This is a genomic window from Blastococcus carthaginiensis, from assembly GCF_030731085.1.
GTDB lineage: Bacteria > Actinomycetota > Actinomycetes > Mycobacteriales > Geodermatophilaceae > Blastococcus > Blastococcus carthaginiensis.
Genome location: NZ_JASNFN010000014.1, coordinates 1 through 27,000, shown reverse-complemented (window position 1 = coordinate 27,000; position 27,000 = coordinate 1). Strand labels below are relative to the sequence as shown.

The following is a 27,000-nucleotide window of genomic DNA, read 5'->3' as shown; positions in this document are numbered from 1 at the left end:
CTCACAGCAGCTCGACGAGCGGGCCGGTGTCGCGGGTGAGCCGGAGCAGCAGCTCCCGCGTGTCGGCGAGCTCGTCCGGCTCGATCGCTCCCTCGAAGAGCGGTGCGATCGAGACGCCGTCGCAGGCGCGGAGCACGAGCAGCACACGCTGACGGTCGACGCCGTCGCCGGCCAGCGTCTCGTTCCACCGCCGGTAGCGGTCCTGCGAGCGACGGGCCAGTCCCGGAAGCGAGCTGAGGGTGGCCATCAAGGTCGTCTGCTCGACGGCGTCCGAGCCGCGCTCCAGCTCGTCGAAGGTAGCCCGCACGTACCCGCGCAGCAGCTTGCCGGGCGCGTCGTCGTCGGGGTCGACCTGTTCCTGGACGGCGCGGGCGAACTCCTCGAACAGGTCGTCGACCAGCGCGGTCAGCAGCTCGTCCTTCGAGCCGAAGTGATGCATGAGGCCGCCCTTCGACACGCCGGCCTCGCGGGCGACGACGTCGAGCGTGACCCCGGCGCCGTGCACGCCCACCGAGCGTGCTGCTGCGTCGAGGAGCGCCCGGCGTGTCCGCGCCGCATCTCGGATCTGACCCGTCACTGCCCGCTCCTTCCGTCGAGGAGGAGAGCGTACGCAGCTAGCTAACAAACCGTCTGGTCGGTACGCTAACTCTCGTGAAGGCCGCCGCACAAACGCCCGACGACGCTCTGACGCTTCGGGGAGCCGTCCCCTCCGCCGGGCCGAGGGAGTGGGCCGCGCTCACCGTCCTGGTGCTGGCCGTGGTGCTGCTCGCAGTGGATGGCACGGTGCTGGCCCTCGCCGTCCCTGCCCTCACCGCCGATCTGCAGCCGTCCGCCGGGGAGCTCCTCTGGATCGGCGACGCCTACGGTTTCGCACTGGCCGGCCTGCTGGTGCTGATGGGCGGTCTGGCCGACCGCTACGGTCGCAAGCGGGTCCTGCTGCTCGGCGCCGCGGCGTTCGGTTCGGCCTCCGCCGTCGCGGCGTTCGCTGACGATCCGGCGACCCTCATCGTCGCCCGTGCCGCGCTGGGCGCAGCCGGGGCCACCCTCATGCCCTCGACGCTCTCCCTGATCCGCAACCTGTTCGCCGACCCGTGGCAGCGGACCCGCGCCATCGCGCTGTGGAGCGCCGGAGCGTCGGGCGGCGCCGTGCTCGGCCCGCTGGTCGGCGGTCTGCTTCTCGAGCACTTCTGGTGGGGGTCGGTCTTCCTGATCAACCTGCCGGTGATGGTCGTGCTGCTGGTCGCCGGCTGGTTGCTGCTGCCGGAGTCGCGCGACCCGCGGCCGGGCCGACTCGACGTGCTCGGCGCCGTGCAGTCCGTCGTCGCGGTCCTCGGGATCGTGTACGCGATCAAGGAGACGGTCGGGCACGGCGCGAGCGCAGCGGCGGCGGTGGCCGCCGGCGCCGGGGTCGGGGCGCTCGCACTCTTCGTGCGGCGGCAGCGGCGGATCACCGACCCGCTGGTTGACCTCCGGCTGTTCGCCAACCGGGCGTTCTCCGGTGCGCTGGGCAGCCAGCTGATCGCCTTGCTCGCACTGACGGGGCTGCTGTTCTTCTTCTCCCAGTACCTGCAGTTGGTGCGGGGGCACAGCGCGCTGGAGGCCGGAGTTCGAGAGCTGCCCCTGATGCTCGCGTCGCTGGCCGTCGTCGTCGCGGTGGGGCCGCTGGTGGCGCGGATCGGACTGGGCCGGGCGATCGGCCTCGGGCTGGCGATCAGCGCCGCAGGCATGCTGGCGCTGGCCGCGGCCGAGGCGCTGCCTGGTTACGCCTGGCTGGCGGTCGCGCTGCTCGTGCTCGGCTGCGGCTTCGGGCTGGCGTTCACGCTGAGCACGGACGCCGCCGTCGGAGCGGTGGAGCCGCAGCGGGCAGGCACGGCGTCGGCCCTCTCGGAGACGTCCTACGAACTGGGCGCAGCTCTGGGGATCGCGCTGCTCGGCTCGTTGCAGACCGTGCTGTACCGGGTCGCCCTCCCCGTCGACGTCGGCGCGCTGGCCGGGGGAGCGGTGCGCGAGTCACTGGCCCGGGCCGACGAGGTGCTCGCCTCTGACTCGGCCTTGAGCGTCGCGCGGGAGTCGTTCGTCTCCGCCATGCAGGTGACGTCGGTGGTGGCCGCGGGCCTGCTAGCGGTCGCTGCGGTGACCGCGTGGGTGGTCATCCCCTCGACGAGGGTGCGCTCGGCGCACAGCGACTGACCATGCCTCCCGTCGGTCGAGGCGCCGCCTCGGCCGTTGGACTTCAATCACCGGCGCGATCTCCGATAGGCAACGTAACGGGTGTGGAGCCCGCCTTCGAGGAGAGGACTCATGGAACCCGCAGCCCCGCGCCCGCACGATGATGCCATCCCCGCCGTGGATGGCTCCCGGACCCAGCCGCTGCGCCGGATGGGGCTGCGCGGGAGGCTGCTGCTGGCCTTCCTCGCGGCTGCGCTCGCCACCCTCACGATCGGCGTCTTCGGGATCCAGCGCATGTCTGAGCTCAGCGAGCGGGCGGAGGACGTCCACGCCGAGGGCACGGTTCCGCTGCGGGGCCTGCTCTCATTGAAGGCCACGTGGTGGGAGTTCCAGGCGGCGAATGCGCGGTCGAGCCTCACATACCTCGCGCCCGAGGTGCTCGCCGCCATGGCGGAGCAGGCCCAGGCGACGCGGCAGGAGATGGATGACACCGTCGCGTCGGTGCTCGAGATGCCGTTGCGCCCCGAGGCCAGGGCGGCGCTCGACGACTTCGTCACGAACCTCGGCGTGTTCGACCAGGCGCTGCAGGGTCTGGCCACGGCGACGCCGGGAGATCCGGCAGGACTGGAGATCGTCGGTCGGCTCGAGGCCGCCGAAGCCGGCGCGATCGCGGCTCTCGAGGAGGCGAGCGACGCCCAGGCGCAGATCGCCGAGGGGACGGTCGCCGAGGCGCAGTCCTCGTACACGACGGCGCGGTCGCTCACCATCGGTGTCATCGCCTTCGGAATGGCGATCTGCGTGCTCCTCGCCATCCTCGTCGCGCGCTCGGTCACTCGGCCGGTTCAGCGGATCCGGGCGGTGCTGGAGCAGGTCGCAGGGGGAGATCTCCGGGTCCGGGTGGGGCGTACTGGCGGGGCCGAGCTGGGGGATGTCGCGGAGTCGGTGGATCGGACCCTGGATTCCCTCGGCGAGGTGCTGTCCCTGGTGGGACACTCTGCCGACCAGCTGGCGACGGCCTCCCAGCAGTTGAACGCGGGGGCCGACGCGATGGCTCAGAATGCCCGGACCGCGGCCGGCCAGGCCGGCGTGGTCGTCACGTCGGCCGACGAGGTGGCGGCGAGCGTCGACACCCTCTCGACCGGGTCGCAGCAGATGGAAGCAGCGATCCGGGAGATCGCGCAGAACGCCAGCCAGGCCGCGCGGGTGGCAGGACAAGCGGTGTCCGTCGCGGAGAACACCACGCGGACCGTGGGCAAGTTGGGTGACTCCTCGCAGGAGATCGCCACGGTCATCAAGCTGATCAACGGAATCGCCGAGCAGACCAACCTGCTGGCGCTCAACGCGACCATCGAGGCTGCGCGTGCCGGTGAGGCGGGCAAGGGCTTCGCGGTGGTGGCCAGCGAGGTGAAGGAACTGGCGCAGGAGACCGCGCGGGCGACCGAGGACATCTCCCAGCGCGTGGAGGCGATCCAGGCCGACACCGCCGGTGCAGTGGACGCGATCAGCAGGATCAGTGCGGTCATCGGCGAGATCAACGACTTCCAGGCGACCATCGCCGCGGCGGTCGAGGAGCAGACCGCCACCACGAACGAGATGAACCGCAACGTGGCCGAGGCCGCCAGCGGCTCGCAGGACATCGCCGCGGCGATCACCGGACTCGCGGCCGGCACCGCCGAGACCAACCAACGGGTGGACGAAGCGCAGCGCTCGGCTGCGGACCTCGCCCGCATGAGCGATCAGCTGCAGGTCGCAGTGCGGCGGTTCTCCCTCTGATGCTGACGGGACGCCGCTCGCCCGGGCCGGGCGAGCGGCATCCCGTAGTGCGCCGGGCGAAGCAGCCCGGCATCCCGGGGCGATCTCCCGGTCGGGCGGTCAGCCGTAGAAGCGGAAGACCGGCTCGGCGATGCAGACCGGCTTCTCGCCGCCTTCGCGCTCGATGACGGCGCTGACGGTCAGCTGGTAGCCACCCTTGATCTCCTCGACGTCGGCGAGAGTCGCGGTCAGCCGCACCTTGGAACCCACGGGCACCGGCGCCGGGAATCGCACCTTGTTGAGCCCGTAGTTCACGGCCATCGTCGTGTCGGTGACGGTGAGGACCTGAGTCCACATCGGGATGAGCAGGGAGAGGGTGAGGTAGCCGTGGCCGATAGGGCCGCCGAACGGGCTCTCGGCCTTGGCGCGTTCGACGTCGACGTGGATCCACTGGTGGTCGTCCGTTGCGTCGGCGAAGAGGTCGACCCGGTCCTGGGTCACCTCGACCCAGTCGCTCACGCCGAGCTCCTTGCCCTTGTAGGAGGGCAGTTCGACGAGAGTCGTCGTGGTGGTGGTCATGCGGGGGTCTCCTCCTCGGTATCCAGGTAGTGCTCGCGCAGGTAGTGCTCGCGCAGATCGGGTTTGCGGATCTTTCCGGTGGCGGTCTTGGGCAGCTCATCGGCGAACCGGACGAGCCGGGGCACCTTGAACCCGGCGAGGCGCTCCCTGAGGGCGTGGCGGATGGCGTCGGCATCTCGTCGGGTGGCGGGCTCCACCACCAGGATTGCGAGGCCGACCTCGCCCCACTTCTCGTCGGGAACGCCGATGACGGCGGCCTCGCGCACGCCAGGCAGCTCCAGCAGGGCGGACTCGACCTCGGCGGGGTAGATGTTCTCGCCCCCGGAGATGATCATGTCCTTGTACCGGTCCCGGATGTAGAGGAAGCCCTCGTCGTCGACCGAACCGGCGTCGCCGGTGTGGTACCAGCCGTCGATCAACACCTCGGCCGTGCGTTCAGGGTCGTTCCAGTAGCCGGCCATCACGTTGAGGCCCTGGACGACGACCTCGCCGATCTCGTCGACGCCGGCCACCGTCCCGTCCGGGCGGAGCACCCGGACGTCGGTGAAGAAGACGGGCTTGCCCGCAGAGCCGACCTTGCGCACCGCGTCGGCGGAGTCGAGCACCGTGCATCCAGGGGCGGCCTCGGTCATGCCGTAGGCCTGCTGCATGGTGACCCCGCGGTCCAGCCACGTGCGCAGAGTTGGTAGGGGGAGCGGCGCCCCTGCCGCACCGATCGTGCGGAGCTCCGAGAGGTCGCGGGTGCGGAAGTCGGGCTCGCGGGCCATGGCGTCGAGCATCGTGGGGACGGCGAAGAACGAGTGGATCCCCTGTTCCTCGATGACCGCGAGGGTCCCGGCAGGGTCGAAGCGCCTGACCACGACAGCGCACCCACCGCGCAGCAGCGTGGGGTTGACCGTGCCGTTGAGGCCACCGATGTGGAAGAGCGGCGCTACCGCCAATGTCCGTTCGGTCGGGCCGAAGTCGAAGCCCAGCATCTGGTTCGTGGCGTTCCATGTCATGTTGCCGTGGGTGAGCACTGCACCCTTGGGCCGTCCGGTCGTCCCCGACGTGTACATGATCAGGCAGGGGTCGTCCAGACCGACCGGCACGTCGCGGGGCTCGGGGTCCGAGCCGGCGAGCAGCTCCTCGTAGGGCAGCGAGTCCGCGCCGCCCGCAGTAGGGGGCTCGACTGCGATCCAGGACCGCACGCCGGCGCCCGGGGTGCGGAGGGCGTCCGCCAGCTCGCCGTGGTCGCGCCCGTGGATGACGATCGTCGCACCGGAGTGGCCCAGCACGTACTCCGCCTCCGGGGCGGTCAGGCGGGCGTTGACCGGCACCCAGACCGCGCCTAGCTGCCCGCAGGCGTAGAGGGTCTCCAGTGCCGCCGGGTGATTGCCGCTCCACCATGCCACTCGGTCACCGGCCCGGACGCCCAGGCCTGCGAGGGCACCGGCGGTCCGCCGGACCCGCTCGGAGAAGCCGGCGTGCGACGTCGTCGTCCCCTCGAACCAGATGGCGTCCCGATCGGGTGAGATGCGTAGCCGCCGCTCCGGCCACGAGCCGAGCCCCGCGTTACGCACGGCGCAGTCCGAGGGCGCGGATGGCGTTCTCCTTCATGATCAACGGACGTACCTCGTCGCGGATGTCGAGCTGCTCGAAGTCGCGGATCCACCGCTCGGGACGGATGAGCGGGTAGTCCGACCCGAACAGCACCTTGGTCTTCAGCAGCGTGTCGGCCGCGCGGACCAGCTGGGGTGGGAAGTACTTCGGCGACCAACCGGACAGGTCGATGTAGACGTTCGCCTTGTGCTGGGCGACGGCGATGGCCGAGTCCTGCCACGGAACCGAAGGGTGAGCCAGGATGATCGTCAGGTCCGGGAAGTCGGCGGCCACGTCGTCGAGCAGCATCGGGTCGGAGTAGCGCAGCTTGATCCCGCGGCCGCCCGGCAGACCGGAGCCGATGCCGGTTTGGCCGGTGTGGAACAGCGCCGGTACGCCCAAGGACTGGAGCTCCTCGTACAGCGGGTAGACGACGCGGTCGTTAGGCAGGAAGTCCTGCAGGCTCGGGTGGAACTTGAAGCCGCGGACACCGGAGGACTCGACCAATCGCCGGGCCGCGCGGATGCCGGCGACCCCGCGGTGCGGGTCGATCGAGCCGAAGGGGATGAGCACGTCGGGGTGCTCGGCGGCCGCGTCGGCGATCTCCTCGTTGGACAGCGTCGGCTGGCCAGTGGCCGCCTCGGCGTCGACGGTGAAGATCACCGCCGCCATGTTCTTGTCGCGGTAGTCGGCGGCGATGTCGTGGACGGTCGGGTCGTACGGGTCGCCCTTGAAGTACTTCGCGGCAGCGGCGTTGAGCTCGTCGTCGAGAGCGAGATGGCCGTGCTGGTCGGCGTGGACGTGCACGTGGACGTCGATGGCGACGACGGCGTCGAGGTCGATGGCGGTCGGGGAGGCGTTCACTTCGGCGGCTCCGGCAACTGCTGTCCGACCGTCTGCTGCGAGCCAGCGAAGCGCTGCGGCCACGCGTCGGCGATGGCGTCGGCCGACCAGCCGGTGCCGTCGGCGAACTCGACGACGACCTCGGCCGGGTGCGACCACATGGCCAGCCGGTCCCCGCCGATGCCCATCGCCTGACCGCTGATCCCGGCGGCGGCGTCGGAGGCGAGGAAGGCGACCAGCCCGGCGGCATCCTGGGGTGAGCCGAACCCGAGCTCGCGGCGGGCGAACGGCGGCAGCTCCTCTCCGGCCTGCAGGGCCTCGACGTACGGCTTGAAGAAGGGCACGGTCTCGGTCATGCCGGTGGCGGCGATCGGGACGATCGCGTTGACGGTGATCTGGGCGCGGGCCAGCTCCATCGCCCAGGTCCGGACCATGCCGACGATGCCGGCTTTGGCCGCGGCGTAGTTCGTCTGGCCGAAGTTGCCGACCTGCCCGGTGGGGGAGCCGACGCAGATGATCCGTCCGCCCTCACCCTGCTCGCGCATGCGGATCACGGCGGCCCGCGTGCAGGTGAACGTGCCGCGCAGGTGGGTGGTGATGACGGCGTCGAACTGCTCGTCGGTCATCTTCCACAGCGTCGTGTCCCGCAGGATGCCCGCGTTGTTGACGAGGATGTCGAGCCTGCCGAACTCCTCCACCGCCCGATCGATCAGGGCCTGAGCTGCCTCGCTGGTACCGACCGGCACCACCTCGGCGACCGCGGTGCCACCGGCGTCGGTGATGGCAGCGACGGCGGCCGCGGCCACCTCGGCGTCGACGTCGTTGACCACCACTGCCGCGCCGGAGCGGGCCAGCTCGGTGGCGTAGGCGAGGCCGAGCCCCCGTCCGCTACCAGTGACTATGGCTACCTTGTCCGACAGGTCCACGGGGCTCCCTCGATCGACGCGCATGGGTTCGCCGGACACGCTAGGAGAGGATCGTTGAGGAAGTCAATGGTGGAGGATGACATGGATATGGCACCAGTCGAGTCGCTGACCGACGATGTCGGCTTCCTGCTGTCCCGCGTCAGTGGGCTGTTCGCCCGGGCGAGCAACGTCGCCTTGGCGTCGCACGGACTCCGGGTCCGCTCGTATTCCGTGCTCTCCATGGCTTGCTCGGCCGAAGGTGGTCTGTCCCAGCGAGACCTCGCTGAGTGCCTCGGGCTCGATCCGAGCCAGGTGGTCCTCCTGGTCGACGAGCTGACTGACGCGAATCTGGTCGAGCGCCGCCCCTCGGAGGTGGACAGGCGGACCAAGCTGGTGCTGGCAACGCCCGGTGGACGCGATCGACTGACCGAGGCGCAGCGGGACGTCGACGCCGCGGTCAGCGAGCAGCTGGCCGACCTGACTCCGACCGAGCAGGTGCTGCTGCGTGACCTCCTGCGGCGCCTGGCTCGACGCAGCCCGGGTGGCCAGCTGCTCTGACAGTCAGGTTCGGTCGACGAGCTGGTCGAGCCCGCCATCGGGACCGAGTGCGGACTGAGCCCGGACGTCTTACCCGCGACGTGTGTGCCGGACTCCAGCTTTCCCGCGGATCCAGCCGCCCGGTGCACATCGACGACCAGCAGTCGGCGAGGCGCCCGGCCACCGATCCGTGGCCGAGCCCGTCCTGATCCGCGGAGGCGTCAGACGGTCGCGGGCAGGGGCGCCTTTCCCGGAGGTCGTCGGCGGCGGTGAGCGGAGCGCCGGTGGCGGTCACGACCTCGGCGGCGGGCACGCCGGGTGCGGTCTCGCGGAGAACCAGGCCCTCGGGCGTCGCGTCGATGACGGGGGGTGACGATCCGGTCGACGCCCTTGCCGATGAGCGGCAGGGCGCACTCCTGGAGTATCTTCGGCGACCCGCCGCGGGCGACGTGCTGCATCATGATGATCACCGCGCGTGCCCTGTGGACGAGGTTCATCGCGCCGCCTATGCCGTTGGCCATCGTGCCGGGCTTCGGCCAGTTGGCCAGGTCGCCCCGGGTGATGACCTGCATAACACCGAGGATGGCGACGTCGAGGTGCTTGCTGCGGATCATCCCGAACGACAGCGCCGAGCCGGAGAAGCTGACGCCGGCAGGATCGTGACGGTCTCCTTGCCGCGCCGATCAGGTCCGCTCATCGCGGCGTCGCCGTCGGCATCCCGCGCATCGGCCATCGCGGCCAGTTCTGCGGTCAGATGGCCTGCCGTCGGGGTGTCGCAGCCACGCGGAAAGCATCTCGTCGTCAGCCATCGCCCCGGGTCGTGATGCCGGAGATCCCCTCGGCAGACTCGACGGCATGACGATCGAGGTCTTCGGCCAGGAGATCCGCCTGCTCTTCCTGACCGAGGAGAACGGCACCAAGCTGCTGCTGACCGCTGCTCTGGTCCTGGTCTTGCTGGCGCTGCGCTGGATCGCTCGTGGAACCTCCCGGCTGGTCCTGCGGGGGGTCCACAACGAGAAAGCTCGCTTCTGGACGCGGCAGGCGATCAATCTGGCTGTCGCGCTGTTGCTGTTCCTGGGTTTCCTCTCGATCTGGTTCGACGACCCGAGTCGGTTGGCCACCGGGATCGGGTTGGTGACTGCCGGGCTGGCGTTCGCGCTGCAGAAGGTGATCACCGCGCTGGCCGGCTACGTGGTCATCCTGCGCGGCGACACCTTCAACGTCGGAGACCGGATCACCATGGGCGGCGTCCGTGGTGACGTCATCGCCCTGGGCTTCGTCCGGACCACCATCATGGAGATGGGACAGCCACCCGCGGTCCAGGGCGGTGAGCCGCCGCAGTGGGTGCGCAGCCGGCAGTACACCGGTCGAGTCGTCACGGTCACCAACGACAAGGTGTTCGACGAGGCGGTCTACAACTACACCCGCGACTTCCCGTACCTGTGGGAGGAGATGACCCTCCCCGTCCGGTACTCCGACGACCGGGGTCGGGCAGAGCAGATCCTCCTTGCCGCGGCCCGGCGTCACTCGGTGGCGGCCGAGGAGATGCCCGCTGCCGCACTGGCCGCCATGCAGCGGCGCTACTTCGTCCGGGGCGCGGACTTCGAACCACGGGTGTACTGGCGGTTGACCGACAACTGGCTGGAGCTCACCGCCCGTTTCCTGACGGGCGTGTACGGGGTGCGGGACGTCAAGGACGCGATGTCACGGGAGGTCCTCGCGGAGCTCGACGCGGCCGGCATCGGCCTCGCCTCCGCCACCTTCGAAGTGGTCGGCCTGCCGTCGCTGCGAGTGGAACCAGGGGACGACTGACGGGCGCGATGCCGTGATTGCCGCAACCACTGACGAGCCGGTGATGCGAATTCCCAGCAGCCGGCCACCTGCCCTGCACCGCGTGGCTCGAGGGACTCGCGCGTGGGCACAGGCAACCGCGCACAGGCCGGCTCACGCCGACTCGTACACCGCGCAGGATGCGCCCGCGTGGTGAGGCCGCCGGGTCCCCACCGACCTACGCGGCGCACGGCGGAGGCGACCTCAGTCCCGCCGGCGTTCGCTGCCGGGCACCGCCCCGGTGTTGGCGAGTTCCCGGGCGATGTCGACCAGCTTCCGGTTGAGGTCCTGGGAGACGCGGGTCAGCACGGCGAACGCCTGGTCGGCGGTCAGCCGGTGCCGCTCCATCAGGATGCCCTTGGCCTGGCCGATGACGTCGCGATTGCTCATCCCGGTGCGCAGGTGCTCCTCGTGCTGCGCTCCGGCCAGCGCGATCGCTGCATGGGCGGCGAACATCAGCCCGATCTCCTGGCAGTCGTCGTCGAACGCGCCGGGCGTCCGGGAGTACAGGTTCAGCGCACCCAGCCGGTCACCATCGACGAACAGCTGGAAGCACGACATGCTCCCGATCCCCAGGCCGGAGGCGTGGTGCCCGAACTCGGGCCACCGCTCGTCACCGGCGACGTCGTCGACCCGGACGATCTCCTGCTCCCACACCGCGTCGAGGCAGGGGCCCTGCCCGAGTCGCTGCTGCAAGGCATCGACCGACTTCGGCAGGTCGCTCGTCCACGCCCGGGACTCGACTTTCGCTCGGCCGATGACATAGGTGATGCCGCATTCCTCCGCGTTCGGCACGATCTCGATCGCCGAGGCGGCGATGGCCTGCAGCGTCGCTTCGACGTCGCCGTGCTCCTCCTGGATCTGGCGCGCCACGCGGCTCATCGCATCGCCGAGGCGCTCCTGGGAGCCGAAGCCGCCGTCCGAGTCGCCCTGCACCGCGGTCATGGTCAGAACCTATCGGCTCCGCGCCTGCGGGCCGTCGGAGTGCAGTGGCATTCGCAGACACGGCGTGGATGGTGGCGCGGGCCCGGCGCGACTGCGCTGGGCGAGCCCCCCGCTCGCCGACGCCGCCGATCGGGGGCATCGGCCGGTCGGCCGGGGCGTGGCATCGACACCTTCCGGTCCGGGCTGCGCGGGTCGGCGTCGTCGCCGATCTAGACTCTGGCGGTGTGACGGCATCTGCGCCCCCGGTCAGCGTCGCGGACGTGGTCGCGCGGGTGAGCGAGGTCGCGGAGACGGTCGCCCGGCCGCTGGTGGGTCGGACGGACTCCGGGGTGTGGCCGGCCGAGGTGCTGGCCGCGCTCCAGGCTGCCGGGCTGGGTGGCCTGGCCGCTCCGCAGCAGGTAGGTGGCAGCGGTCTCGGCCTGCGCGGCGTGGTCGCCGCCGGTGAGGCACTGGGCAGGGTCGACGCCTCGGCGGGGCTGTGCTTCGGCATGCACTGCGTCGCAACCGCCGTGGTCGCGGCCAAGCCGACCGAGCGGCAGCGCAAGGAGTTCCTCGATGCCATCGTCGCCGGGGAGCACCTGACCACCCTGGCGTTGTCCGAGCCGGGGACGGGCGCGCACTTCTGGCTGCCGCAGACCCGTCTGACCCGCACTCCCGACGGGCTGCGCATCGACGGGGAGAAGTCCTTCGTGACCAACGGGTCGCAGGCCGACTCCTACGTGGTGAGCACGGTGGCCGCCGACCCTGACGCCCCGCTCGGTGAGTTCTCCTGCGTGCTCGTCCCCGGGGACGCGACAGGACTGAGCTGGACCGACGGCTGGGACGGCATCGGCATGCGCGGCAACTCCTCCCGCCGTGCCCGCCTCGACGGTGTCCGCGTCGGCACCGACCACCTCCTGGGCGCCGAAGGTGACCAGATCTGGTTCGTCTTCGAGGTCGTTGCACCGTTCTTCCTGATGGCCATGGCGGGCACCTATCTCGGTGTGGCACAGGCATCGCTGGACGAGGCCATAGAACACCTCGGGAAGCGTGCGCACGCCCACACGGGGCGCCGGCTGGCCGCCGAGCCGTTGCTGCAGCACCGCCTCGGTGAGCTGTGGGCGCAGGTAGAGCGCACCCGCCGGCTGGTGTACTGGGCCGCCGAGGAGGCCGATGCCGGTGGCCCCGCCGCGCTGAGCGCGTTGGCCTCCGCGAAGGCCGAGGTCGCCGGCTGCGCGGTGCAGGTGACGAACGAGGCGATGACGTTGGTGGGCGGCATCGGTTACCGCGACCGGTCGCCGCTGGAGCGGCACCTGCGTGATGCCCGCGCCGCCGATGTGATGAGCCCGACCACCGACCTGCTGCGCATCTGGACCGGCCGAGCGGCGCTGGGCCTGCCGCTGCTGGGCGAGTGACTGCTGCGGAGACGGGGCGCTGTCTGCTCGTCGACGGCTCACCGGCTGAGATCGCCGTCCTGGCTCCGCTCGTCGGGATGGAGCTCGTCGACGCGAGCGCCCTTCCCGAGTGCCTGATCGGGCCGGTCGACCTGGTCGTCCTCGGGTCAGGAGTGGGCGCCGCCACCGCCACGGCGCAGCGCGTGCACCGGCTCCACCCCGACGCGGAGATCGCAGTGCTCACCGACCGCCCGGCGGAGCTGCGCCGGCAGGTGTCCTTCTCCCCTGGTGTGCCGCTGGGGTTGCTCGTCGCCGAGGCCGGGGAACCGGACCTGCTCGAGCGGCTCCAGGTGCTCCGGGCGGCTGCCGTCGGCCGTCGTCGGCACGCTGCAGTGCTGGCGGCGGTCATGGCCCGGAGTGCGGTCGGGCGCGACGAGGGACCGGCAGTGCTCGTGAGCGGCGGCGCGCTGCAGTCGCCGGCCACCGCGTGGAACTTGCTGACCCTGGCGATCGACGCGGCCGGGATCGGCACGTTCGACTGGGACCTGGTGACCGGGGCGCTGAGCTGGGACGACCGGTTGAACGAGCTGTTCGGTTACGACGCTGTCACCTTCGACGGCAGCATCGAGGCGTTCAACGCCCGGCTGCACCCCGACGACGTCGACCGGGTCGGAGCACTGCTGGACCGGGCGATCGAGACGGCGGGCGAGTACGCCGCGGAGTACAGGGTGGTCCTCCCGGACGGCGAGCAGCGGTGGGTCGCCGCCCGCGGGCGGGCCCTGGCCGGCGAAGCCGGTACGGCGGTCCGCCTGCTGGGCGCGGCGTGGGACATCTCCGCCCGCCGGCATGCTCAGGACCGTCTCGCGCACCTGGTGGAATCGATGGCGGTCGGCTTCGTCGCGATGGACCCCGGCTGGGTCATGACCCACGTGAACGCGGAGGCCGAGCGCATCACGGGCATGCCGCGCGCACAGCTCTTGGGGCGGACCTTGTGGGAGGCGTTCCCGGCCACGGTCGGCACCGAGTTCGAGGCCAACTACCGCCGTGCCGCCGCGACCGGCCAGCCGGTGGTGTTCGAAGCCTTCTACCCCCGACCTCTCGATGTCTGGGTCGAGGTCCGTGCCGTCCCCAGCGCCGACGGGGTGGCGCTGTACTTCCTCGACATCACCGCCCGCCGGCGCGCCCAGGAGCTCACGGCCCGGGCCGCTGAACGTGAACGGCTGCTCTCCCGCATCACCGCGGAGCTGTCGGCGACGCTGGACGCCGACGAGGCGGCGCGCCGGTTGACCCGGCTGGTCGTTCCCGGGCTCGCCGACTGGGGCATCGTCACGCTCGTCCACGACGAGGAGGCCGGCGGCGACCGCCGCGCCCTGCGCACCGCCGCCTCCTGGCACCACGATCCGCGGCTCCGCGAGGCCGTGGAGGCCTACGCGCAGGCGCGACCGGGTGCGCTGCGGGAGGACTCGCTCGTCGTGCGCGCCATGCGGACCGGGCAGCTGCAGGTGCTCACCCGGGACGCCACCGCCCAGGTGCGGGAGAAATTGCAGCCCGGCCCGGCGCAGGACCTCGTGGTCGATCTGGCACCGGAGTCGATCGCGGTGCTGCCGCTCACCGGCCGGAACGGCCCCGTCGGGGTGCTGACGCTGTGCACCGGCCTCGACCGCGGGCCCCTCCTGCCGGAGGACCTGGTCACCGCCCGCCACGTCGCTGCCCGCGCCGGGGTGGTGCTGGACAACGCCCGCCTGTACCGGCAGCAGCGCGGCCTCGCGGAGGGCTTCCAGCGGTCCCTGCTGACCCCGCCACCCGAGCCGGACCACGTGCAGATCGTCGTCCGCTACGTGCCTGCCGGTGAGGCCGCCGAGGTCGGCGGGGACTGGTACGACGCGTTCATGCAACCCACGGGTGCCACGGTGCTGGTCATCGGCGACGTGGTCGGGCACGACGTGCAGGCCGCCGCGGCGATGGGCCAGGTGCGGACCATCGTGCGGACGCTGGCCGCCCGTGGATCCGAGGGGCCGGCCGCGGTCCTCGGCCAGGTCGAGCAGGTGATGCAGACCCTGCAGTCGCAGATCCTGGCGACCGCGGTGGTGGCCCGCCTGGAGCAGACCGACGAGGAGCAGGCGGCGGGGGTGGCGCGGCTGCGCTGGTCCAACGCCGGGCATCCACCGCCGATGGCCATCACCCCCGACGGGTGCGTCCAGGTGCTCGACGGCGGCCGCCCCGACCTGCTGCTCGGCGTCCGCCCCGACGCGCCGCGCCACGAATCCGAGGTGACCTTGCCATGGGGCAGCGTCGTGCTGCTCTACACCGACGGGCTGGTGGAGCGACGCGACACCGACCTCGACGCCGGTCTCGCGCGCTTGCAGTCGACGCTCTCCGAGCACGCCGGCCGTGATCTCGACCAGCTCTGCGACGTCGTGCTGGCCCGGATGCTGCCGGCCGACCCGGGCGACGACGTCGCTCTCATAGCGCTGCAGCTGCACCCGCAGGACCGACCCCGCCCGCCGCATGCCGGACCCAACCGGCTGCCGCCGGACGTTCCGCCGGACGTTCCGCCGGGCTGACGGCCGGGCCGTCGTCGGGCGCTCGCAGCGGTGTGCCGCAGGACCCGACCGCGCGGGACGCAGCCGCGAGGTGTGTCCCGCCTTCGCGAGCGGGTAGGGCACGTCGGTCTGCCGGCACGGAGAAGGAACCCTCGAGATGAGACACGAGCAGCTCGATCAGCAGGTGATCGTGGTGATGGGCGCGTCGAGCGGCATCGGCCGGGCCACCGTCCTCGCCGCCTCGGCCGCCGGCGCGCGGGTCGTCGCCGCCGCGCGCGGTGAGGAGGGGCTGCGGTCCCTCGCCGACGAGGCTGCCGAGGGCGACGACCGCGTGCGCGGCGTCGTGACGAACACGCACCGATGAACGCTCCGGACCCCCGCTACGGCGGCAGCAACCCGAGCCCCTCCCAGCTGTCGCGGTATCTGCGTACCGGGTCCGACCCGGACCTGCGCCGGCGCCGCTGGCTGGTCGGCCTCTCGCTGGCCGGCGTGACCATCGGCCAGGTCGTGGGCGCCTACCAGACGGGCATCCTCAAGCACCTGCCCGATCCGCCGGTCGGCCCGTTCGACTCCGATGAGGTCGACGCCGCGGAGTACGCCTACAAGCGCGCCTCGACGCCTGACGGGCTCATCATGATCGTCACCTACGCGCTGACGGCCTGGGTGGCCGGTGCCGGGGGTCCGGACCGACCCCGGCACAGGCCGTTCCTGCCGCTGCTGATGGCCGCGAAGGTGGCCTCCGACGTCGCCGTCGACATCAAGCTCGCCGGGGAGGAGTGGCAGGAGAACAAGGCGCTGTGCGCCTGGTGCCAGGCCGCCACCGCGATCTCCGGCGTCTCGCTCGCCCTCGCGCTGCCCGAGGCGCGACGGGCGTGGCGGAACCTGCGCAGGCGTTGAGTACAACCCTGCGGCCGGCCGGAGGCGCGGATAGATGACGCGCCGAGCCGCCCGGGTTCTCGTCGTCGGTGGGGGGCACAACGGGTTGGTCGCGGCCTGCTACCTCGCGCGGGGCGGTGCCGACGTGCTCGTGCTGGAGCAGTCCGGCCGGCTCGGCGGTGGCGCGCGGACCGAGGAGGTCCTCCCGGGGCACCGCTTCGACATCCACTCCGTGGCGCACAACATCATCCAGGCCACCGGGATCATCGAGGAGCTGGAGCTCCCCGCGGCCGGGCTGGAGTACCGCGAGATGGACCCCTTCTCGGTGGCGGTCTTCCGGGACGGACCGATCGTGCGGTTCTTCCGGGACGTCGGCGCGACCGTCGACTCCATCGCCGAGGCCGACCGGGACGAGGCCCGCCGGTACGCCGCCTGGATGCACGAGGCCATGCCGGTGGTCACCGCGATGCAAGGGGCGCTGGACGGCCGGCCGTCCCGGCTGCCCGGCCGGGCGCTCGCGGGGCTGCAGGCCCTGGCCCGCAACGGTGGCCCGCTCGGTCTGGCGCAGCTGCTGCTCTCCCCGTACGGGAAGTTCCTGGAGCAGCGGTTCGCCTCCGACCTGGTCCGTGCGCCCGTCTCGGCCTTCGCCGCGCACGCCTCCGCGGCGCCGGACGCCCCCGGCAGCGCCACCTTCGCGATGTGGCAGGCCTTCTACCACCAGGTCGGCCAGTGGCACGCCGTCGGCGGGGCGCAGGGGCTGACCGACGCGCTGGCCGCTCGCCTGGCCGCACTCGGCGGGGCCTGGCGCACCGGCGCGGCGGTCGCGCGGATCACCCGGCAGGGCGACCGCGCCACCGGGGTGGAGCTCGAGTCGGGGGAGCGGCTGCCGGCCGACGCCGTCCTCACCGCCCTGGACCCGCGGACGGCGCTGCTCGACCTGCTCGACCCCCCGCTGGACGGGCCGGAGGCCGACCGGCTGCGCAGCACCACCCGGAGCAACGCCGTCCAGATGCTGGTGCACGTCGCGACCACCGCCCTGCCGGCCTACCCGCAAGCCCGCCCGGGGGACTGGAACGGGCTGCAGTCGTTCGTGGACGGCCTCGACTCCCTCGCCGACGGGTTCGCCGCAGCCGGGGCCCGGTACCTGCCCGACGACCCGGTGCCCACCTACGCGTTCACCCCCAGCGCGATGGACGACACGCTGGCCCCGCCCGGCCGGCACACCGTGTACCTCGCCTGCCCGTGCGCGCCGTACCGGGTGCGCGGGGGGTGGGCCGCCGTCGCCGACGACTTCGCCGATCGCATGATCGCGACCGTGGAGGCCCGCGCGCCCGGGTTCACCGCCTCGATCACCGGGCGCGCGGTGTACACCCCGGAGCAGATGGCGGCCGACCTGCGCTGGCCGGGGGCCCACCCCATGTACGGCGACCTGAACCCCGACCAGCTCGGCCCCTTCCGGCCGACCCGGGGGCTGGCCCGGCACCGGACGCCGGTCCGAGGCATGGTCGTCGCCGGGGCCGGGACCGCGCCGGTGGGCGGCATCGCCGGGACGAGCGGCCGGTCGGCTGCGCGGGCGGTGCTGCGCGACCTGGGCTGAGGCGGTCGGTGGCGCGCGACCGATCGGGATGGGAGCGTCGGGGGACGGCGCGCCCGCGCGCCGCACCGCGAAAGCTCGGGAGGCAGCATGGGACGGCGCCGCGGACTGCGCGCACGGTGGCACGGCCTGCGGGAACGCACCCGGCCGGTGCACCCGGAGACCGAGCGTGCGCTCGCCGAGCGGTGGGCGGCGCTGCCGGACCACGTGCGCACCCCGGCGCAGAGCCTCGGCCGGCACGCGGTCGGCTGCGAGGGCACGCACGGCGTCTTCCCGAAGTGCAACCTCACCTGCACGCCCTGCTACCACTCGGCCGACGCCAACAAGGTGCGCATCGACGGCGGGCACACCCTGCACGAGGTCACCCGTCAGATGGCCTACCTGCGCGAGCGGCGCGGGCCCTACGCCCACGCCCAGCTCATCGGCGGCGAGGTGAGCCTGCTCTCCCCGGACGACCACGCCGCCGCCCTGCAGGCGATGCGGGACGCCGGCCGCTCGCCGATGTCGATGACGCACGGTGACTTCGAGCCCGAGTACCTGCGGGCCCTCGTGACCGGCCCGGACGGGAAGCCCAGGTTCGACCGGGTCAGCTTCGCGGCCCACTTCGACTCGCTCATGCGCGGCCGCCGCGGCGCGGTGCGGCCGCGCACCGAGGCCGAGCTCAACCCGTTCCGCGAGCGGTTCGTGCAGATGTTCCGCGACCTGCGGGCCGAGACCGGGCTGCGGTACTACCTGGCGCACAACATGACCGTCACCCCGGCCAACGTCGGGCAGGTCGCCGAGACCGTGCGCGCGGTCGTCGGCATGGGCTACTCGATGATGAGCTTCCAGCCGGCCGCGCACGTCGGCGACGAGCGGCGCTGGAAGGAGTCCTACACGGCCGTCGACGCCGACGCCGTCTGGGCCCAGCTGGAAGAGGGCATGGGCCAGCGGATCGCGCACGAGGGCGTCGAGTTCGGCGATCCCCGGTGCAACCGGGTGGCCTTCGGTTTCCTCCTCGACGGCCGCTGGCACCCCGTCGTCGACCCGGACGTCGCGGCCGAGACCGCCGCGCGGGACGCCTTCTTCGCCCACTACGGCGGAATCGCCTTCAGCAACACGCCACCGGCGGTGCTGGTGGTCAAGGTGCTGCGGGCCGCGCGGCGCCACCCCGGCGACGCGCGGATCGCGCTCCGCTGGGCGCGCAGCCTGCTGCGCCGCACCGGCGGGCTGCGGGCGGTCGTCCGCGGCGCCCGCGCCGGTCGCCTGGGGCTGATGACCTTCGAGGTGCACAGCTTCATGGACGCCGCCGACGTCGGGCCGGCCTGGGAGCTGATGCAGCAGGGGATCGAGGCCGAGGACCCGCAGCTGCGGGCCACCCAGGAGCGGCTGGCGGCCTGCACCTACTCGATGGCCCACCCCGAGACAGGGCAGCTGGTGCCCGCCTGCGCCCAGCACTCGGTGCTCGACCCGGCCGAGAACGCCGGGTTGCGGAAGCTCCTGCCGCTGACCGTGGTGTGACCCCGGCGGTCAGCCGGTCGGTGCGTCGCGGCCGGCCTCCCGCGCCGGCGGAGCGGTGGCCTCGACGGCGGTGAGCTCCTCGACGATCTCGTAGGTGTGCTCCACGCCCGCCGGCACCACCCACGAGTCGCCGGGCCCGAGCTCCAGCGTCTCGTCGCCGGTGCGCAGCCTGGCCCGTCCGGAGATCACGTAGCCGACCGTCTCGTAGTCGCGCGCCGCCTCCGGCTTGCCGCTGCTGGTGGGCTGCTCCGACCAGAGCCGCATGGCGACCCGGGACCCGGAGGCCAGGTACCGCTGGCCCATCCCGCCGGTGCTCGCCGCGGTCACGCTGATCTTGCCGACGCCGTCGGCCGGGGTCTCGGTCACGGCATCCGCCCTACCCGCGCCGTCCCCTGCTCACGCCCGCGGTGCACCGGCGACCGGCTCGCCGGCCACGCCGTCCACCGGCACGGCCCACCGGCCCTCGACCGGCAGCCGCAGACCGACCGTCCGGCCGGTCGGCACCTCCTGGCCGGGCTCCAGCTCGGCGTCCACCGCCGCCGTCCCGCCGTCGCCCGGGACCTCGACGGTGACCAGCGTGCGCATCCCCCGGCGCCTGGCGCGCACCACGGTGCCGACGGCGTCGGTGGCGGGATCGGCCGCGGTCGTCACCTGCACCGCCTCGTGCCGGACGACGAGCACCGCGGGGCCGTCCGGCACCGGCGTGGGGAGGTCGAGCGAGCCCAGCGGTGACTCGTGCCGTCCGTCGCGCACCACGCCCGCGACCTCCGTGCGCCCGCCCAGCAGCCGGCTGACCGCGAGCGAGGCGGGGCGGGCGTAGAGCTCGCGCATCGGCCCGGCTTGCAGCAGCCGCCCGCGGTCGAGCACGGCGACGCCGTCGGCCAGCGCGCCGGCCTCCGCGTGGTCGTGGGTGACCAGCAGGATCGTCGGGTCCAACCGCATGCGCAGGTCGGCCAGCAGTTCGTGCATCTCCTCGCGCAGCCGGGCGTCGAGCGCGCTGAACGGCTCGTCGAGCAGCAGGACCCGGGGCTCGGCGGCCAGCGCCCGGGCCAGGGCCACCCGCTGCTCCTGCCCGCCCGACAGCGCCCGCGCCGGCCGGTCGCCGAACCCGTCGAGCTGCACCAGGCCGAGGAACTCCTCCGCCCGCCGGCGGGCCGTCCGTCGCGGGACCCCGCGCACCCGGTCGGCGAAGGCGACGTTGTCCCGCACCGACAGGTGCGGGAACAGCAGCGGCCGCTGAAAGACCATCGCCATGCCCCGGCGCTCGGGCAGGACCCCGGCCAGGTCGGCGCCGTCGAGGTGGACGCTGCCCGCGGTGGGCTCGTCCAGCCCGGCGGTGAGCCGCAGCACCGTGCTCTTGCCCGACCCGGAGGGGCCGAGGATGGCCATGCAGGCGCCCGCGGGCACCTCGAGGGAGAAATCGGCCAGCGCGGGCGCCGAGCCCTTGCCGTGCACCCGCGTCAGCCCGGTCAGCCGGAGCACGCCGCCGCTCACGGAGCTCTCCGCCGGCTCACCGGCGCCCCCTCCGGCCCAGCGAGCCGACGACGAGCAGCAGGGCGACCGGCGGCAGGATCGACGTGAGCGAGAGGATCGCGACCTGGGCGTCGCTCCCGGTCGCCGACGCGGCGGAGGCCACGAGCAGCGGCAGCGTGGTCAGCTGCCCGCCACCGACCAGCACGGTGACGATGTAGTCGCTCCAGCCCACCAGGAACGCGAGGAACGCCGCGCCGGCCAGCGCCGGCGCGACCAGGGGCAGCTGCACCGAGCGCACGGTCTGCCAGCGGGTGGCACCGAGCACGCGCGCCTCGTCCTCGAAGCCCCGGTCGTGCGCTGCGTAGGCCGCGCGCATGGTGAGGACCGTGTACGGCAGCGCGGCGACCAGCAGCAGGACCACGACGCCCGCCGCCGCCGGGATGCGCAGCCGCAGCAGCAGCACGTCCAGGCCCAGGGCCACGGCGAACGGGGGGAGCGCCAGCGGGGAGAGCAGCACGGCGAGGACGGCGGTGCCGCCGGGCACCTGCCGCGAGGCCAGCGCCCGCCCGGCCACCGCGCCGAGCGGGGTGGCCAGCAGCGCGACGACGGCACCGAGCAGCGTCGAGGTCAGGAACGCGCCTCCGGCACCTGCGGCCAGCGCCTCCTCGGCACCGCGGGTGCCCCACTCCTGCGGCAGGACGGCGGGGAAGGTCCACCGGTCGGCGAAGGCCCACAGCAGCAGCGGGACCAGCGGCAGCACCAGCCATCCCGCCAGCAGCGTGCGCCCGGCCCGGGAGGCGGCCAGCACCGCCCGTGGGGCCGTCACCGCTCGGCCGCCAGCCGCCGCAGGGCCCGCAGCGACAGCAGGACGACGACCAGCGCCAGCCCCGCCGTCGTCAGTGCGACCGCGGCGGCCTGCGGCCGGGCGGCCAGGTCGATGGAGGTGAACAACCGGTAGGCCAGCACCGGCAGCGGCTCGGGGTGGGCGCGGCCGAGCAGGGCGGCCACCTCGTAGGACCCGAGCGTGTAGACGAAGCTGACCGCGGCGGTGGCGCCCAGCGCAGGCGCGGCCAGCGGCAGGGTGACGTGGCGCAGCCGTGCCCAGCGGCCGGCGCCGAGCAGCGCCGCCGTCTCGCCGTAGGACGCCGCCCGGGAGGACAGCACACCCGCGACCACCAGCGCGACGAACGCGGACTCCTTCCACGCGTACTCGGCGACCACCGCCACCCACAGCGGGCCACCCACCAGCGGGGGCCACGACGACGGGTCGACGCCGAACATCCGGGAGAGGAAGCCGGCGTCGGCCAGCAGCAGGCCGATGGCCGCGGCGCCCACCAGGTGCGGGATCGGGATGGTGAGCGCGGCCAGCGTGCCGAGCAGCCGGCTGCGCCGCACCGCGGCGGTCGCGGCGAGGGCCAGGCAGAGCCCCACGACGGTGGCGACGAGGGTGGCGGCGGCCGCGATGCCCAGCGAGAGCCCGATGCCGGTGCCGAGATCGCCGGCGGCGCCCCGGTAGGCGTCCAGGGAGAGCCGCGGTTCGCCGACCAGAGGCGCGAGCCCCAGGCTCAGCAGCGCAGCCGAGACGAGCGCGGCGCCGACGACGGCCACGACCGGGACCAGCGCGGGCAGGACGAGGAGGACCGCGCGCGTGCGGGGCCGGAGTCGGTTCGGCGGCACGTGGGACCTGCTCAGCCGGCGGCGATCTGCCGGCGCCAGCCCTCGTCGAGCGCGGTCACCCACGCGGCCTCCACCTCGGGGTCGGCACCCTCGCTCAGCTCCTCGTAGGACGGCAGGATCTCCGACTGCGGCAGGGCCTCGAACCCGGCCTGCACGTCCTCGGGCAGCAGGTCCTGCTCGAGGACCGTGTACTGGCCCCACACCTCCGGCTGCGCCTTGGCCAGCTGCTGCTCGGGCGAGAGCGCCAGGTTCGCCACCACCATCGCGCCGGCCTGGCTGCCCGAGGTCGCCGGGATGGCCAGGAAGCTCGCGTTGCCGATGGTGCCGTCCTCCACCAGGAGCACCCGGGTGGTGGCCGGGAAGGTGCCGTCGGCCACGAGGTCGGGCAGCGTCGCCGGGCCGTAGGTCATGGTGAAGTCGACCTGGCCGTCGGCGTAGAGCTGGTCGAGCGCGCCGAGGTCCTGCGGATAGGTCTGCCCCTCGCGCCACAGGGACGGCTCGATCTCCTCGAGGCGGCTGAACAGCTCGGGGGCCAGCTCGTCGTAGGCCTCCTGGGAGAACTCCAGCGGCACGTCGTCCACCCCGCCGGAGACCTCGTACAGCACCTGGCGCACGAAGACCGAGCCGGTGAAGTCCGGGGGAGCGGGATAGGTGAACCGGCCCGGGTTCTCCTCGGACCAGGCCAGCAGCTCCGCGATGCTGCCCGGCGGGTCCTCGACCCGCGCCTCGTCGTAGACCAGGGCGAACTGGGCCTTGTGCCAGGGGGCCTCGCAGCCGTTCACGTCGAGGCCGAAGTCGGTGGTCAGCAGGGGGTCGTCCGGGTCGACGTACTCCATGTTGGGCAGCATCGACGTCCAGTCGCACAACCAGGCGCCGGCCTGCTGACCGGTGGCGAAGTTCTCGCCGTTGAGCCAGATCAGGTCCACCTCGCCGTCGGGAACGTCGGCCTGCCGCTCGGAGAGCACCCGGTTGACCGCGTCGGCGGTGTCGGCGATCGGCACCCGCTCCAGGGCCACGCCGAGCTCCTCGGCCGCGGGGGCGAGGACGTCGTCGACGTAGGCGTTCCCCTTGTCGTCGCCGCCGTACATCCACAGCCGCACCGTCTGGCCCTCGGCCTCGGCGAGGACGTCGTCCCAGTCGCGCGCCTCGGCGGTCGTGGGCTCGCTCGCCGGTGCCGAGCAGGCGGTCAGCGCGAGGGCGAGCGCGCAGGTTGCCGCCGGCGCCCAGCGGGCGCGTCCGTTCGCCGGGCGTCGTCGGGCCATGGGTGTGGACCTCCTCGTCCGGGGTGGCGCCTGCGGATGTGGCCGCGACGGATCTGCTGCGACAGGATCGTGCCCGACCCGGATCGCGCCCGCCAGGCGGGCGCCCGGCCCCGGAGGTGCCCAAGTGCTCGATGCGGCGGCGCGACGCGTGCTCGACGAGCCGCTGGCCCGCGCCGCCGCGGTCCTGGACCGGCCGTGGCTGAGCCCCGACCGGCTGACCCTGGCGGGGCTCGTGCTGGGCCTGGGCAGTGCGGTGGCCGCCGGCCTCCAGGCGTGGACGGCGGCGCTGGTGCTGTGGCTGGTCTCCCGGCTGGCCGACGGGCTGGACGGGCCGCTCGCCCGGCAGCGGCGCGCGGCCGGTTCGCCGGGGGATGCCGGCAGCGGCGGGTTCTTCGACATCACCGCCGATTTCCTCGTCTACGGCAGCACGGTGCTGGGCGTGGCGATCGGGGCCACCCGCGGCTCCGACGCCCCGTGGGAGCCCTTCGCCGCCGTCCTGCTCGCCTACTACGTCAACGGGACGGCGTTCCTCGCGTTCTCCTCGATCGCCGAGCGCGCCGGCCGGCAGCTCGACGACGGCCGGTCGCTGTCGTTCCTCGGCGGGCTGGCCGAGGGCACCGAGACGATCGCCGTCCACGCGCTGTGGCTGCTGCTGCCCGCGGTGGCGTGGCAGGTGGCGTGGGGGTGGGCGGCCGTGGTCGCGTTGTCGGCCGCGCAGCGGATGGTGGCCGGGTACCGCGCGCTGCGCTGATCGCGCCGAGGTCAGCGGCGGTCGAGCAGCCGGCCGCGGACGGCGACGAACGCCCGGAGCAGCCCGCGGACCAGCGGCGGGGTCAGGCGGGCGCGGACGTCCTCGATCGCCGCGTCGACCAGCGCGTCGTTGTAGGTGGGGTAGGCGTGGGTGGTGCCGGCGAGGTCGGCGGTGGTGAGCCCCTTGCGGATCGCCAGGGTCAGCTCGCCGAGTGTCTCGCCGGCGCGCGGGCCGACGACGACGCCCCCGACGATCCTCCGCCGGCCGTCGACGACCAGCGAGGTGAACCCGTCCGTTCCGCCCTCGGCGACCGCCCGGTCGACCGTGGCGTGCTCGACGCGGCGGACGGTGAGGCCGCGTTCGCGCGCCTGCGCCGGGCTCACGCCCACCGAGGCGACTTCGGGGGAGGTGAAGGTGACGCGGGGGACCACGGGGTCGACGGTGCGGCGCAGCCCGAGGACGGCGTTGCTCGCCGCGATGCTGCCGTGCATCCCGGAGACGTGGGTGAAGAAGGGCGTGCCGGTGACGTCGCCGGCGGCGAAGACCCGCGGGTTGCTCGTGCGCAGCGAGCCGTCGGTGGCGACCGCGCCGTGCTCGTCCAGGTCCACGCCGGCCACGTCGAGGCCGAGCCCGCTCGTCCGGGGCCGTCGGCCGGCCGCGACCAGCAGCCGGTCGAAGGGCACCGTGCCGCCGTCGTCCAGGTGCAGCAGGCCGGGCTCCACCCGCGTCCCCTCCGTGCCGAGCCGCAGCCGGACGCCGTCGCGGCGGAGCGCCCGGTCCACCAGGGCGGCGGCGTCGGCGTCCTCGGGGCCCAGCACGCGGTCGGAGCCGTCGACCAGGGTGACCTCCGAGCCGAGCCGGGCGAAGGCCTGGCCCAGCTCGCAGCCGATCGGGCCGGCCCCGAGCACGACGAGCCGGTGGGGCAGCTCCTCGACGTCCCACAGCGTCTCGCTGGTGAGCGCTTCGACGGTGTCGATGCCCTCGATCGGCGGGACCAGCGGCGCGGCGCCGGTGGCCAGCAGGGCGGCCCGGAACCGGACCGGGCGCCCGTCGACGAGCGCCGTGTCGCGGCCGGTCAGCACCGCGGTGCCCAGCGCCACGTGGACGCCGGCCGCGGCGAGGGACTCGGGGGAGTCCTGCGGCTCGATGGCCGCGATCGCGTCGTGGACGTGGGCGCGCACGCGGGCGAAGTCGACGGTGATGTTACCGGTGCCTATGCCGAGGCGGGAGGCGCCGCGGGCGTCGGCGGCGGCGGTCGCGGCGGCGAGGAGCGCCTTGGAGGGCACGCACCCGGTCCACAGGCAGTCGCCACCGGTGCGTGCCTGCTCGACCAACATCGTGCGCGCTCCGAGGGCGGCGGCGGTGTGCGCACCGACGAGCCCGGCGGTACCGCCCCCGATCACCAGCAGGTCCCAGACGTCGCTGTTCCGGACCATCTCACCTCCGCAGATCGGGGACGCCCCGGTGGGTACGGCGGGCCGACCCGGCCGAGCCTACGAGCGGAGCGCACCGCCGACCCCGGGATCCGTGGTGTGGCATCACCCGGATGCGCTGCTGGAGGCGGCCAGCACGAGCCAGCCGGGGGAGAGTGGCAGGTCGACGGATCGCGGCGGAGGAGGACGACGGTCACCGACCGTGACTGCCCGCGAGCCCACGATCGGGCAGCGTCATGGCCGTCATGAAACCGTAACGCGCAATGGGGTTGTGAGGGGTTTGCTGGCCAGGCCGACGCGGGCATGTGATCAAGCGTCAGACGGAGGCGCGGGACCGGCGCTGCACTCGCAGCCGGGGGGACCTGCTCGCCGCATCCAGGGTCGACGCCCTGGTGTGGGCGGTGGTGCAACAACGCGCCCCTCCACCCATCTCGGAGACGGTCGACGACCGCCTCCGATGCTTCCGTCCTCCCGGACGGAGGCGCCCGAGACAAGGGAGTCTCCATGCGCAAGGCATTCGCCATCCCCTCCGTCGCGATCGCTGCTGCGGCGTTCCCGCTGCTGACGATGAGTGCGGCCTCGGCTGCCCATGACGGCAGCTACCAGGCCGACCTGGGCTCGCTGAACGACTCGGGTGTCACCGGCACGGGCATGGTCACGCTGGAGGGTGACCAGGCGATCGTCACCGTCGAGGCGAACGGTGTGCTGGCCGGTTCGCCGCACGCCCAGCACTTCCACATCGGGGCGCAGCGCAGGGCGTCTGCCCGCCGGCGTCGGCCGACTCGGACGGCGACGGGATCGTCACCACTGCCGACGGCATCCCCTTCTACGGGGAGATCGGTGCGTCGCTGACCACCGAGGGTGACACCGGCGCGGACAGCGGTCTGGCGGTGGACCGCTTCCCGACGCCTGAGGGGGACAGCTACACCTACGAGCGGACCTTCAGCATCGATCAGGCCACGCAGGAGGCGTTCGCGGCCGGTACCGCGGTGCTGGTGGTGCACGGTATCGATGTGAACGGCAACGGTGAGTACGACGCCGAGGCCGGTCAGAGCTCGCTGGACCCCTCGCTGCCGCTGGAGGCCACCGCGCCGGCGGCGTGTGGTGTGCTGAACGCCTCGCAGATGGGTCAGATGCCCGCCGGTGGTGCTGACACCGGTGCCGGTGCCACCAGCGGTATCGAGGAGCAGGCGGCGATCGGGGTGGGTGCGCTGGCCGCTGCCGGTGCGGTCGCCGCGGGCACCGTGGCCTACCGCCGTCGCCAGGCCGCCGACCAGGCCTGATCGCCCACGCCTGATCGACTAGGCACGTGACCAGGCCTGATCGACCGGGCCTGATCGATCAGGCTTGATCGACCCGCATCACCCGTCGCGCCGG

At 73.2% G+C, this 27,000-nt stretch carries 26 protein-coding genes; 13 read left to right on the top strand and 13 right to left on the bottom strand.

Annotation, left to right across the window (positions count from 1 at the left end; genetic code table 11):
- Position 1: 1 nt before the first annotated feature.
- The gene (locus QOZ88_RS13285) at positions 2-577 is read right to left on the bottom strand and encodes a TetR/AcrR family transcriptional regulator (RefSeq protein ID WP_306000234.1); all 576 of its coding nucleotides are present in this window, start codon (positions 575-577) and stop codon (positions 2-4) included.
- 74 nt (positions 578-651) lie between these two features.
- Between QOZ88_RS13285 and QOZ88_RS13280 the strand changes: the two genes are divergently transcribed.
- Both QOZ88_RS13280 and QOZ88_RS13275 read left to right on the top strand, forming a co-directional pair.
- A complete protein-coding gene (locus tag QOZ88_RS13280; RefSeq protein WP_306000233.1) occupies positions 652-2,190 on the top strand; it encodes an MFS transporter in 1,539 nt (512 codons plus the stop codon).
- 111 nt (positions 2,191-2,301) lie between these two features.
- On the top strand, positions 2,302-3,942 hold the full coding sequence (locus QOZ88_RS13275; protein WP_306000232.1) for a methyl-accepting chemotaxis protein: 1,641 nt from the start codon (positions 2,302-2,304) through the stop codon (positions 3,940-3,942).
- A 99-nt stretch (positions 3,943-4,041) separates the two neighbouring features.
- Here QOZ88_RS13275 and QOZ88_RS13270 read toward each other — a convergent pair whose 3' ends face one another.
- Genes QOZ88_RS13270 through QOZ88_RS13255 form a run of 4 tightly spaced genes read right to left on the bottom strand, consistent with a single transcriptional unit; the run spans position 4,042 to position 7,850 of the window.
- Complete coding sequence (locus QOZ88_RS13270; RefSeq protein WP_306000231.1) at positions 4,042-4,500, bottom strand: MaoC family dehydratase; 459 nt, start codon at positions 4,498-4,500, stop codon at positions 4,042-4,044.
- The gene (locus QOZ88_RS13265; protein WP_306000230.1) at positions 4,497-6,062 is read right to left on the bottom strand and encodes an acyl-CoA synthetase; all 1,566 of its coding nucleotides are present in this window, start codon (positions 6,060-6,062) and stop codon (positions 4,497-4,499) included. Before QOZ88_RS13265 ends, QOZ88_RS13270 begins: the two co-directional genes overlap by 4 nt.
- On the bottom strand, positions 6,055-6,924 hold the full coding sequence (locus QOZ88_RS13260; protein WP_306000354.1) for an amidohydrolase family protein: 870 nt from the start codon (positions 6,922-6,924) through the stop codon (positions 6,055-6,057). Before QOZ88_RS13260 ends, QOZ88_RS13265 begins: the two co-directional genes overlap by 8 nt.
- A gap of 17 nt (positions 6,925-6,941) precedes the next feature.
- The gene (locus tag QOZ88_RS13255; RefSeq protein WP_306000229.1) at positions 6,942-7,850 is read right to left on the bottom strand and encodes an SDR family NAD(P)-dependent oxidoreductase; all 909 of its coding nucleotides are present in this window, start codon (positions 7,848-7,850) and stop codon (positions 6,942-6,944) included.
- 69 nt (positions 7,851-7,919) lie between these two features.
- Between QOZ88_RS13255 and QOZ88_RS13250 the strand changes: the two genes are divergently transcribed.
- Positions 7,920-8,387 carry a MarR family winged helix-turn-helix transcriptional regulator gene (locus QOZ88_RS13250; RefSeq protein ID WP_306000228.1) on the top strand — a complete coding sequence of 156 codons (468 nt, stop codon included), beginning with the start codon at positions 7,920-7,922 and terminating at the stop codon, positions 8,385-8,387.
- A 200-nt stretch (positions 8,388-8,587) separates the two neighbouring features.
- On the opposite strand, the gene QOZ88_RS13245 is transcribed toward QOZ88_RS13250, so the two are convergent.
- Positions 8,588-8,980, bottom strand: coding sequence for a CoA-transferase (locus QOZ88_RS13245; protein ID WP_306000227.1), 393 nt, complete (start codon positions 8,978-8,980; stop codon positions 8,588-8,590).
- Positions 8,981-9,221: 241 nt separating this feature from the next.
- On the opposite strand from QOZ88_RS13245, the gene QOZ88_RS13240 reads away from it, so the two are divergent.
- Positions 9,222-10,178 (top strand): mechanosensitive ion channel family protein, encoded by a 957-nt coding sequence (locus QOZ88_RS13240; RefSeq protein ID WP_306000226.1) that lies wholly within the window; start codon positions 9,222-9,224, stop codon positions 10,176-10,178.
- Positions 10,179-10,400: 222 nt separating this feature from the next.
- On the opposite strand, the gene QOZ88_RS13235 is transcribed toward QOZ88_RS13240, so the two are convergent.
- Positions 10,401-11,141 (bottom strand): GAF and ANTAR domain-containing protein, encoded by a 741-nt coding sequence (locus tag QOZ88_RS13235; RefSeq protein WP_306000225.1) that lies wholly within the window; start codon positions 11,139-11,141, stop codon positions 10,401-10,403.
- 224 nt (positions 11,142-11,365) lie between these two features.
- Here QOZ88_RS13235 and QOZ88_RS13230 point away from each other — a divergent pair, with 224 nt between their 5' ends.
- From QOZ88_RS13230 to QOZ88_RS13205, 6 genes are all read left to right on the top strand, one after another.
- Positions 11,366-12,535: an acyl-CoA dehydrogenase family protein gene (locus tag QOZ88_RS13230; RefSeq protein ID WP_306000224.1), complete on the top strand. Its 1,170-nt coding sequence runs from the start codon at positions 11,366-11,368 to the stop codon at positions 12,533-12,535.
- Positions 12,532-15,078: a SpoIIE family protein phosphatase gene (locus tag QOZ88_RS13225; protein WP_306000223.1), complete on the top strand. Its 2,547-nt coding sequence runs from the start codon at positions 12,532-12,534 to the stop codon at positions 15,076-15,078. Before QOZ88_RS13230 ends, QOZ88_RS13225 begins: the two co-directional genes overlap by 4 nt.
- 136 nt (positions 15,079-15,214) lie before the next feature.
- Positions 15,215-15,421, top strand: a complete 207-nt coding sequence (locus QOZ88_RS13220; protein WP_306000222.1) for an SDR family NAD(P)-dependent oxidoreductase — start codon at positions 15,215-15,217, stop codon at positions 15,419-15,421.
- Complete coding sequence (locus tag QOZ88_RS13215) at positions 15,418-15,954, top strand: vitamin K epoxide reductase family protein (RefSeq protein ID WP_306000221.1); 537 nt, start codon at positions 15,418-15,420, stop codon at positions 15,952-15,954. The genes QOZ88_RS13220 and QOZ88_RS13215 overlap by 4 nt, the downstream gene beginning before the upstream one ends.
- 34 nt (positions 15,955-15,988) lie before the next feature.
- Positions 15,989-17,530, top strand: a complete 1,542-nt coding sequence (locus tag QOZ88_RS13210) for a phytoene desaturase family protein (protein ID WP_306000220.1) — start codon at positions 15,989-15,991, stop codon at positions 17,528-17,530.
- A gap of 87 nt (positions 17,531-17,617) precedes the next feature.
- On the top strand, positions 17,618-19,027 hold the full coding sequence (locus tag QOZ88_RS13205) for a radical SAM domain-containing protein (RefSeq protein WP_306000219.1): 1,410 nt from the start codon (positions 17,618-17,620) through the stop codon (positions 19,025-19,027).
- Between the two features lie 9 nt (positions 19,028-19,036).
- On the opposite strand, the gene QOZ88_RS13200 is transcribed toward QOZ88_RS13205, so the two are convergent.
- The 5 genes from QOZ88_RS13200 to QOZ88_RS13180 are packed head-to-tail and all read right to left on the bottom strand — an operon-like array spanning position 19,037 to position 23,439.
- Entirely contained in the window at positions 19,037-19,393 is a 357-nt protein-coding gene (locus QOZ88_RS13200) for a cupin domain-containing protein (RefSeq protein WP_211435163.1), read from the bottom strand.
- Between the two features lie 30 nt (positions 19,394-19,423).
- Positions 19,424-20,521, bottom strand: coding sequence for an ABC transporter ATP-binding protein (locus QOZ88_RS13195; RefSeq protein ID WP_306000218.1), 1,098 nt, complete (start codon positions 20,519-20,521; stop codon positions 19,424-19,426).
- 16 nt (positions 20,522-20,537) lie between these two features.
- Positions 20,538-21,326 carry an ABC transporter permease gene (locus QOZ88_RS13190; protein WP_306000217.1) on the bottom strand — a complete coding sequence of 263 codons (789 nt, stop codon included), beginning with the start codon at positions 21,324-21,326 and terminating at the stop codon, positions 20,538-20,540.
- A complete protein-coding gene (locus QOZ88_RS13185) occupies positions 21,323-22,177 on the bottom strand; it encodes an ABC transporter permease subunit (protein WP_306000216.1) in 855 nt (284 codons plus the stop codon). Before QOZ88_RS13185 ends, QOZ88_RS13190 begins: the two co-directional genes overlap by 4 nt.
- Before the next feature lie 11 nt (positions 22,178-22,188).
- Positions 22,189-23,439, bottom strand: a complete 1,251-nt coding sequence (locus QOZ88_RS13180; protein ID WP_306000215.1) for an ABC transporter substrate-binding protein — start codon at positions 23,437-23,439, stop codon at positions 22,189-22,191.
- A 124-nt stretch (positions 23,440-23,563) separates the two neighbouring features.
- Here QOZ88_RS13180 and QOZ88_RS13175 point away from each other — a divergent pair, with 124 nt between their 5' ends.
- Complete coding sequence (locus QOZ88_RS13175; RefSeq protein WP_306000214.1) at positions 23,564-24,190, top strand: CDP-alcohol phosphatidyltransferase family protein; 627 nt, start codon at positions 23,564-23,566, stop codon at positions 24,188-24,190.
- A gap of 11 nt (positions 24,191-24,201) precedes the next feature.
- Here QOZ88_RS13175 and QOZ88_RS13170 read toward each other — a convergent pair whose 3' ends face one another.
- Positions 24,202-25,626, bottom strand: a complete 1,425-nt coding sequence (locus QOZ88_RS13170) for a dihydrolipoyl dehydrogenase family protein (RefSeq protein WP_306000213.1) — start codon at positions 25,624-25,626, stop codon at positions 24,202-24,204.
- 501 nt (positions 25,627-26,127) lie between these two features.
- Between QOZ88_RS13170 and QOZ88_RS13165 the strand changes: the two genes are divergently transcribed.
- Positions 26,128-26,475 carry a hypothetical protein gene (locus QOZ88_RS13165; protein ID WP_306000212.1) on the top strand — a complete coding sequence of 116 codons (348 nt, stop codon included), beginning with the start codon at positions 26,128-26,130 and terminating at the stop codon, positions 26,473-26,475.
- 38 nt (positions 26,476-26,513) lie between these two features.
- A complete protein-coding gene (locus QOZ88_RS13160; protein ID WP_306000211.1) occupies positions 26,514-26,906 on the top strand; it encodes a hypothetical protein in 393 nt (130 codons plus the stop codon).
- Positions 26,907-27,000: the final 94 nt, after the last annotated feature.